Origin of the sequence: Nonomuraea deserti (assembly GCF_004348685.1) — a bacterium.
GTDB lineage: Bacteria > Actinomycetota > Actinomycetes > Streptosporangiales > Streptosporangiaceae > Nonomuraea > Nonomuraea deserti.
Genome location: NZ_SMKO01000322.1, coordinates 1 through 6,015 on the forward strand (window position 1 = coordinate 1; position 6,015 = coordinate 6,015).

Annotated in this window: 9 protein-coding genes and 1 pseudogene; 3 read left to right on the forward strand and 7 right to left on the reverse strand. The window is 73.4% G+C overall.

What is annotated here, in order from left to right; genetic code table 11:
- The first annotated feature begins 179 nt into the window (after positions 1-179).
- The 3 genes from E1292_RS49005 to E1292_RS49015 are packed head-to-tail and all read left to right on the forward strand — an operon-like array spanning position 180 to position 1,659.
- The gene (locus E1292_RS49005) at positions 180-839 is read left to right on the forward strand and encodes a phosphoheptose isomerase family protein (protein ID WP_132606659.1); all 660 of its coding nucleotides are present in this window, start codon (positions 180-182) and stop codon (positions 837-839) included.
- Positions 836-1,063 carry a HypC/HybG/HupF family hydrogenase formation chaperone gene (locus E1292_RS49010; protein ID WP_181958422.1) on the forward strand — a complete coding sequence of 76 codons (228 nt, stop codon included), beginning with the start codon at positions 836-838 and terminating at the stop codon, positions 1,061-1,063. The genes E1292_RS49005 and E1292_RS49010 overlap by 4 nt, the downstream gene beginning before the upstream one ends.
- Positions 1,060-1,659: a D-sedoheptulose-7-phosphate isomerase gene (locus tag E1292_RS49015; RefSeq protein WP_132606661.1), complete on the forward strand. Its 600-nt coding sequence runs from the start codon at positions 1,060-1,062 to the stop codon at positions 1,657-1,659. The genes E1292_RS49010 and E1292_RS49015 overlap by 4 nt, the downstream gene beginning before the upstream one ends.
- Here E1292_RS49015 and hypE read toward each other — a convergent pair.
- From hypE to E1292_RS52055, 7 genes and pseudogenes are all read right to left on the reverse strand, one after another.
- A complete protein-coding gene (gene hypE / locus E1292_RS49020; protein WP_246091002.1) occupies positions 1,642-2,715 on the reverse strand; it encodes a hydrogenase expression/formation protein HypE in 1,074 nt (357 codons plus the stop codon). The genes E1292_RS49015 and hypE overlap by 18 nt on opposite strands.
- Complete coding sequence (hypD, locus tag E1292_RS49025) at positions 2,712-3,860, reverse strand: hydrogenase formation protein HypD (protein ID WP_132606662.1); 1,149 nt, start codon at positions 3,858-3,860, stop codon at positions 2,712-2,714. The genes hypE and hypD overlap by 4 nt, the downstream gene beginning before the upstream one ends.
- 22 nt (positions 3,861-3,882) lie before the next feature.
- Complete coding sequence (locus E1292_RS49030) at positions 3,883-4,155, reverse strand: HypC/HybG/HupF family hydrogenase formation chaperone (RefSeq protein ID WP_132606663.1); 273 nt, start codon at positions 4,153-4,155, stop codon at positions 3,883-3,885.
- Positions 4,133-4,498, reverse strand: a complete 366-nt coding sequence (locus tag E1292_RS49035; protein WP_132606664.1) for a hydrogenase maturation nickel metallochaperone HypA/HybF — start codon at positions 4,496-4,498, stop codon at positions 4,133-4,135. Before E1292_RS49035 ends, E1292_RS49030 begins: the two co-directional genes overlap by 23 nt.
- A gap of 6 nt (positions 4,499-4,504) precedes the next feature.
- Entirely contained in the window at positions 4,505-4,612 is a 108-nt protein-coding gene (locus E1292_RS56270; protein WP_439331963.1) for a DUF6893 family small protein, read from the reverse strand.
- Positions 4,613-4,623: 11 nt separating this feature from the next.
- Positions 4,624-5,463: a hydrogenase maturation protease gene (locus E1292_RS49040; RefSeq protein ID WP_246091004.1), complete on the reverse strand. Its 840-nt coding sequence runs from the start codon at positions 5,461-5,463 to the stop codon at positions 4,624-4,626.
- Positions 5,460-6,015 (reverse strand): annotated as a pseudogene (locus E1292_RS52055) (hypothetical protein); the annotation flags it as partial. The gene E1292_RS49040 and the pseudogene E1292_RS52055, both read right to left, overlap by 4 nt.

Here is a 6,015-nt window from a genome sequence, read left to right on the forward strand (position 1 = left end):
GGCCTGATGGGGCGGGGGCTTGATGGCGAGGCTTGATGGCGGTGACCTGGATGGCGGGGGCCAAGTGGCGAAACTTGCCGGGACCTTGCCGGACCCCTGGTGGGAAACGCCGCGCCGGCCGCGCAGGACCACGGTGGAATGGGCGGTGTCGTGGTACGCGGGGAAGGCGGGGTGGCGGGATGGCCGGAGTGCTCGATCAGGTCCGCGCCGGCCGGGAGTCCGCCGGCCTGGCGCTGGTGGCCGACGCCGGCGCCGTGGTCGAGGCCGCGGCCGCCATGGCCGGGAGGTTCCGGCGGGGGAGCAGGCTGCTGTCCTTCGGCCGGGGCGCGGCGGCGGCCGACGCGGCGCACGTGGCGGTGGAGTTCAGCCACCCGGTGATCGTCGGCAAGCCCGCGCTTCCCGCGCTCTGCCTGGGCGGCGAGCCCGGCCTGCTGCCGGTGCTGGGACGGCCGGGTGACATCGCCGTGGGCGTGCTCCCCGCCGCCGGCGACCTCGCCGCCGCTCGCGAGCTCGGCATGCTGACCGTCGCCCTGGTGGCGGGGGCGACCGGTGACGCGCGCGCGACGGCAGGCGAGTCAGCGGCGGGCGTGACGATGACGGGAGCAACGGCGGCGGGCGCGACGGCGGAGGAGTCGGTGGGTGTGACGGCGGGCGCGACGGCGGCGGGCGCGACGCTGGAGGGCGTGGTGGCTGGCGCGACGGCGGCGGGGGTCGTGGCCGATCATGTGCTGGCCGCGCACAGCGAGGATCCGCTGATCGTGCGGGAGATCCACATCACGGTGTACCACCTGCTGTGGGAGCTGGCGCACGTGTTCCTGGAGTCGGAGGAGGCCAGGTGACCGGTGACGGCGAGGCGGCGCCGTCCTGCGACTCGTGCGTGACGTGCGGCGACGTCGCCGCACGCGTGCGCGTCGTCGGCCTGCTGCCCGATGGGCTGGCACTGGCCGGCACCGGCGCGGGCACGGAGGAGATCAGCGTGGCGCTGGTCGAGGCGCGTGTCGGCGACACCGTGCTGGTGCACGCGGGCGAGGCGATCGCCGTGGTGGAGAGGGCAGGCGCATGACCGAGACGATGTACCCGTTCCTGCGGCGCGACCCGCTGGACGTGCGGGCGTCCACCGAGGAGAAGGCCCGCGAGAGCCTGGAGCTGCGGCGGCGGGTCCTCGACGAGCTGATGGCGCCGCTGGCGGTGGCCGCGGCGGAGCTGGCGGCGGCGTTCCGCGACGGCGGGCGGCTGTTCGCCTTCGGCAACGGCGGCAGCAGCACGGACGCGCAGTCGGTGGCCGATCTCTGTACCGCGCGCGGCCTGCCGGCGGTGTCGCTGACCGGCGACGCGGCGCTCGTGACGGCGCTCGGCAACGATGTCGGGTTCGAGGTGGTGTTCGCCCGCCAGCTCGCCGCGCTCGGCGGCCCCGGCGACATCGCCTGCGCGCTGTCGACCAGCGGCGGCTCGGCGAACGTGCTGCGCGGCCTGGCGCAGGCCAGGAGCCAGGGCATGACGACCGTCGGCTTCGCCGGTTCCGGAGGCGGGCGCATGGCCGAGGAGCGGCTGGCCGAGCACCTGTTCGTCATCCCGTCGTCGTCGGTGCACCGGATCCAGGAGGCGCAGGCGACGCTCTACCACGTGCTGGCCGAGCTCGTCTCAGCAGATGCGCGGTAGCGGATCGCCCACCAGCACGTCGACCACCCGGGTGCCGCCGAAGGCGGTACGCAGCAGCACGAGCCCCGGCGGGTCGGCGGCGACCGTCCCGACGATCGCGGCCTCGGCGCCCAGCGGGTGGGCGCGCAGCGTGTCGAGGGCCTCCCCGGCGTGCTCGCCGTCGACCACGGCCACGAAGCGCCCCTCGCAGGCGACGTAGAGAGGGTCGAGGCCGAGCAGCTCGCACACCCCGGTCACTTCAGGGTGTACGGGGACCTGGTCCTCCTGCAGCACCACGGCCACCTCGGACGCGCGGGCCACCTCGTTGAGCACCGTGGCCACCCCGCCCCGGGTGGCGTCCCGCAGGGTCCTGACGTGCCGCGGCAGCGCCTTGATCAGGTCGGCGACGATGGCGTGCAGCGGCGCGGTGTCGGACGTGATCGCCGCCTCGATGCCGAAGTCGTCCCTGGCCAGCATGATGGCGGCCCCGTGCGCGCCGATCGGGCCCGACACGATGACCGCGTCCCCCGGCCGCGCGCCCGAGGCCGACAGCGTGACCGGCTGCTCGACGACGCCGACCCCGGCCGTGGTGACGTAGCAGCCGTCGGCCTTGCCACGCTGGACGACCTTGGTGTCGCCGGTGACGATCGTCACCTGCGCCTCCGCCGCGGCCGCCGCCATCGAGGCGGTGATGCGCCGCAGGTCGGCGACCGGGAATCCCTCTTCGAGGATGAAGCCCGCCGACAGGTGGACCGGGCGGGCCCCGCACATGGCCAGGTCGTTGACGGTGCCGTTGACGGCCAGGTCGCCGATGTCCCCGCCGGGGAAGAACAGCGGCGAGACCACGTACGAGTCCGTGGTGAAGGCCACGGGACCGTCCCCGAGCCGCACGAGCGCGCCGTCGTCCAGCGGGGCGAGCATCGGGTTGCGGAACGCCTCCAGGAAGACGGCCTCGATCAGGGTCTGGGTGGCCTTGCCCCCGGCGCCGTGGGCGAGCGTGATGCGCTCCTCCCTGACGACGGGCTTGCGCCGCCGCATCCGCTCGATGCGGTCGAGGACCTGCTGCTCGCGGATCACGGCCGGCTCGCCTCCCTCGGCTCGCGCGCCGCCGCGCTGATCTGCTCGCGGCTGAACCGCCCGAAGTTGTAGTACGCGGCACACGCGCCCTCGGAGGAGACCATGCACGTCCCGATCGGCGTCTCCGGGGTGCAGGCGGTGCCGAACACCTTGCACTCCCACGGCTTGAGCACGCCCTTGAGCACCTCGCCGCACTGGCACGATTTGGGGTCGGCGACGCGGAGGCCGGGCAGGTCGAAGACCCGTTCGGCGTCGAAGGCGGCGTAGTCGTCGGCCATGGCGAGGGCGGAGTGGGCGATGAAGCCGAGCCCGCGCCACTCGAAGTGCGGCCGCAGCCGCATCACCTGGCCCATGGCCGACAGCGCTATGCGGTTGCCGTCCCAGGGCACCACGCGGGTGTACTGGTTCTCCACCTCGCAGCGGCCCTCGGCGAGCTGCCCGAGCAGCATGTGCACCGAGGTGAGGATGTCGAGCGGCTCGAAGCCGGCCACCACCAGCGGCTTGCGGTAGTCGCGGGCGATGAACTCGTACGGCCGGCAGCCGATCACCGCCGAGACGTGGCCGGGGCCGATGAACCCGTCGAGGCGCAGGTCAGGCGAGTCGAGGATGGCCTTGATCGCCGGGATGATCATGACATGGTTGCAGAAGACGGAGAAGTTGCCGAGATCCTCGGCCGCGGCCCGCAGCACGGTCATGGCGGTGGAGGGCGCGGTGGTCTCGAAGCCGATGGCCATGAACACGACCCGCCGGTCCGGGTTGGCCCGCGCGATCTTCAGCGCGTCCAGCGGGGAGTACACCATCCGGATGTCGGCCCCCGCCGCCTTGGCGTCCAGGAACGAACCCGACCCGCCCGGCACGCGCATCATGTCGCCGAACGACGTCATGATCACGTCCGGCCGGCGGGCGATGTGGATGGCGTCGTCCACCCGGCCCATCGGGATCACGCAGACCGGGCAGCCGGGGCCGTGCACGAGGTTCACCTCGGACGGCAGGTGATCCTCCAGGCCGTGCTTGTAGATGGTGTGGGTGTGCCCGCCGCACACCTCCATGAACGTGTACCGGCGTCCCGGCCGGCAGCTCTCGGCGATCCGCCCGGCCAGCGCCCGCGCCCGGCCCGCGTCGCGGTACTCATCGACGAACCGCATCCGTGCCCCCTGGTTGTCCCCGTTACCCGATGTCCGAGCCGCGCAGCGCGTCGAGCTCGTCCGCGTACGGCTGCCCGAGCCCCTGGAGGTAGTCGAACACCGCCTGTGCCTCCCGCTCGGAGATCTTCGACAGCGCGAACCCGACGTGCACGAGCACCCAGTCGCCGGGCCGCAGCCCCTCGTCGGCGAGCAGGCCGACGTTGACGCGCCGGCGCACGCCGCTCACGTCGACGACGGCCAGGTCCTCGTGCTCCTGGACGAACTCGACCAGCTCACCGGGGATGCCGAGACACATCGGCCGCCTCCTCACCGAAGGTGACCGACTCCAGGACCAGCTCGTCGCCGCCGCTGAGGTCGACGCCCTCGTCGCCGCACAGCGGGCAGGCCGCCAGCGGGTCTGCCGACTCGGAGCGGCCGCCGCACGCGCGGCAGCCCACCGTCATCGGCGTGATGACCAGCTCCACCACGGCGTCCTGGACGGCGGTCCCGGCCGCGGCGAGCATGAAGGCCTGCCCGAAGGCGTCGTCCACGACGGCGTGGCGGGCGCCGACCCGCACCCGCGCGGCCGTGACCCGCCTGCCCGCCGCCCGCCGCTCGATCAGCTCGACCAGGCCCTCGCACATCCCGATCTCGTGCATGCCGCCCTACATTCGTTTGATCTTCATGTACCGGTGGATCTCCGGCCATTGGTGGACGACGATCGCCGCCAGCCCGCCGAGCGCGAGCAGCTTCACCACGCGCTTCTTCCACATCTCACATCACCTCACCGTGGGAGCGGATCGCGGGAACCAGGCCCGGCGTTTTCCGCAATCATTTCCATAACCAGGGACTTCACGAGGCCGGCCGCCTCCCCGACCATGGCGCGTACCGGCTCGCTGAGCTCGAACAGCGCCCCGTCGGCGGTGACCGGCTCGCAGCAGACGACCCGCACCCGGGCGGGCAGGTGGCCCATCCGCCGGGCCAGCCGCAGCACGCTGACCGGGTCCATGCCGTGTCCTTCCAGGGGGCCTTCCACGGGCCCTTCCACGGGCGCCTCACCGTCGCCTGGCAGGTCGGGATCGAGCACGGTGAGCGTGCCGGGGGCGTGGCCCCGTGGCGCCGCGTCCACGAAGATCACGCCCGTGTAGGCGCGCTGGAGCGCGTAGGCCAGGTCCATGCCGCGGATGCCGAAGTCGACGACGTCCGCGCCGGGGACGGCGGGCCCTTCGGCCAGGTGGCGGGCCACCTCGACGCCGAAGCCGTCGTCCCCGAGAAAGACGTTGCCGATGCCGGCGACCAGGATCCGGGCGCCGCCCGGCCGCTCCTCGTGCTCGCCCACCGGCTCGATCTCCTCGGCCGAGTAGAAGAACCGGTGCCCGGGCATCCTGGCCTCGCCCAGGTCGCGTCCGGGATCGTCGGCGAGCGTGACCGCGACGTGCAGGGTGCCCTCGTCGTCCTGCTCGACGCTCTCCACGACCGCCACCCGGCCGTCGAGGACGAGGTCGAAGACGTCCGTCCGGCTTCTCGGCCGCAGCCGGACCAGGCTGCCAGAGCCGACCACCGTCCCGTCCACGATCACCTCGCCGGGGCCGCGCCCGGCCATCCGCGTCCAGAAGTCGTTCATGCCTGTGGCTCCGTCCTGCGCATGAGGCCGTGCAGGCGCATCAGGTCCTCGGGGGCGAGCGCGGTGCAGCGGTCGAGGATCGCGCGGGCGCGCGGGTCGCCCTCGCGGATCTCCTGCCGCTCCTGGTCGCTGAGCGCGAGCACGCTCAGCGTGAGCAGCTGGTCGATCTCGGTGTTGTCGAAGAGGTCGCCGGGGCTCTCGGGCGCGATCTCCGGGTGGTCGTACAGGATGATCGGCGAGGCCAGGACGGTGTGCCGGTCGCCGTGCGGTCCCGCGAGCACCGGCCAGGCGCCCTCGTTGCGGCACGCCTCGGCGTGTTCGCGCAGCTCCGGCGGCGGATCCGTGAGCGAGACGAACCGGGCCCGCGGCCCGTGCAGCACGGTGTGCGCGGAGACCAGCGTGCGGCGCAGCGCGTCGGCGCGGGTGCCCGGACCCCAGGGCGTGGTGTTGACCACCTCCACGGCGATCGTGAACAGGCCGGGCCGCAGCCGCCGCGCGCTCGCCTCGATCCGGCCGCGCAGCGCCTCCCAACTGCGTACCACCGTCCCCGCC